This window comes from Moorena sp. SIO3I6 (genome assembly GCF_010672095.1).
The window spans coordinates 1-1,305 of sequence record NZ_JAAHHU010001419.1 but is presented as its reverse complement, the minus strand read 5'-3'; the positions used below and the strand labels follow the sequence as shown (position 1 = coordinate 1,305).

2 protein-coding genes are annotated in these 1,305 nt (G+C 43.5%); one reads left to right on the top strand and one right to left on the bottom strand.

The window, feature by feature from the left end:
- The coding region (locus tag F6K49_RS49880; protein ID WP_293110237.1) for a hypothetical protein at positions 1-868 on the top strand (868 nt) is incomplete at its 5' end.
- A gap of 180 nt (positions 869-1,048) precedes the next feature.
- Here the strand turns inward: F6K49_RS49880 and F6K49_RS49875 are convergent.
- A partial coding sequence (locus tag F6K49_RS49875; RefSeq protein WP_293110235.1) for a protein kinase occupies positions 1,049-1,305 on the bottom strand: 257 nt, incomplete at its 5' end.

Here is a 1,305-nt window from a genome sequence, read left to right as displayed (position 1 = left end):
GTGTGGTATCAGTCGGCCAAAGCAAGTTCAAGAGCTAGGCTTTACTGAGTTTACTGCTGGGCTGATCAACAGTACTTTCGACGCTATCATGGGTGCAACTATCAAGCAGATGGAAGCCTATCGGGAACTTGTAGCCAATCTCGCTAAAACTCTGGCTCAGTTCCAGGCGGAGAATGTCTCTGATGTCCAAATTACTGACCATCTTGTCCAACACTACCCTGATGGTCAGGGAGGTACAGTTGTGCGTCCCAACTATACCTTTAAAACTATCCCTGCTAACCCCAACACTGGTACTCAAGAAAAGCCAGCCAATCACCTCTTAAGGGAAGTAGCTCAAGCTCTAGAAGCTGAAACCATTAATCTTACAAATCCTCTGACACTTACCATCCAAGAGAATCAGGAGAGATTCTTCACTAGCCAAGTCCAAGAGATTCGCTCGAAAATTGGTGAGTTACTAGCAACTAATATGATAGAGCATCTGCGGGCAATAGCACGGGAAGGAATGGCACGGATTGTAGTAACTGATGGGGAAATTGTCTCGAAGCTCACCTTCAATGTGACTGCTACTGAGCAACAAACTACAGGAACAAACCAGTATCAGCGTCAACATAAGCCTCAACAAGCGATGCAGTCGGCCAAAGGGGGTTTCCCCCACTCACTATCGCATCAAGAAACCAGCCCTTACATCAGAGGTCGTGCAGTAGCAGAATCGGGTAACGTTTCTGCTGGTACTAGTCACAATAAACTCACGGTTAAGCCAGTGAATGAGAGTTCATTCGATGCAGTGACTATGAGTACAGACATCATTGGTCAGGTTAAGATTCGCTTTAGGACTGAAACATTTCCACCAGTGGACAGGAATGGATAATATCGAGTTCGGTTGACTACTGATCAATCTTGAATGTTCATTAATTAACAATTAACAATTATCCCTCTTTTCCGGATTTTTGCCTTGATTCGGATATAATCCGTCATGGTTTACCGAATATGCTGATTATACCTACTTCCACTCAAGCACAGAATTTTGTACGCTTCACCACACTCCTTTTTACCTTTTGATTGACTTTATTTTCAAATTACTCATAATTCTCTCCAAAGTCACTGATAAGTTATGACAAAAAGTTTCATCTAAAAGAATATTGCTGGGTTTAAGGTCTCGATGGTAAAGCTCGAGATCATGGACTTGGCTGAGGGTTTCTGCAACTGGTAAAACTAGGTTGAGAGCGTCAGCGGGTTCCAGCTTCGAATCTAAATTTGTGAACTGGCGCAGGGTGCCGTTTTCATAAAACGGCATCACAATGTAAG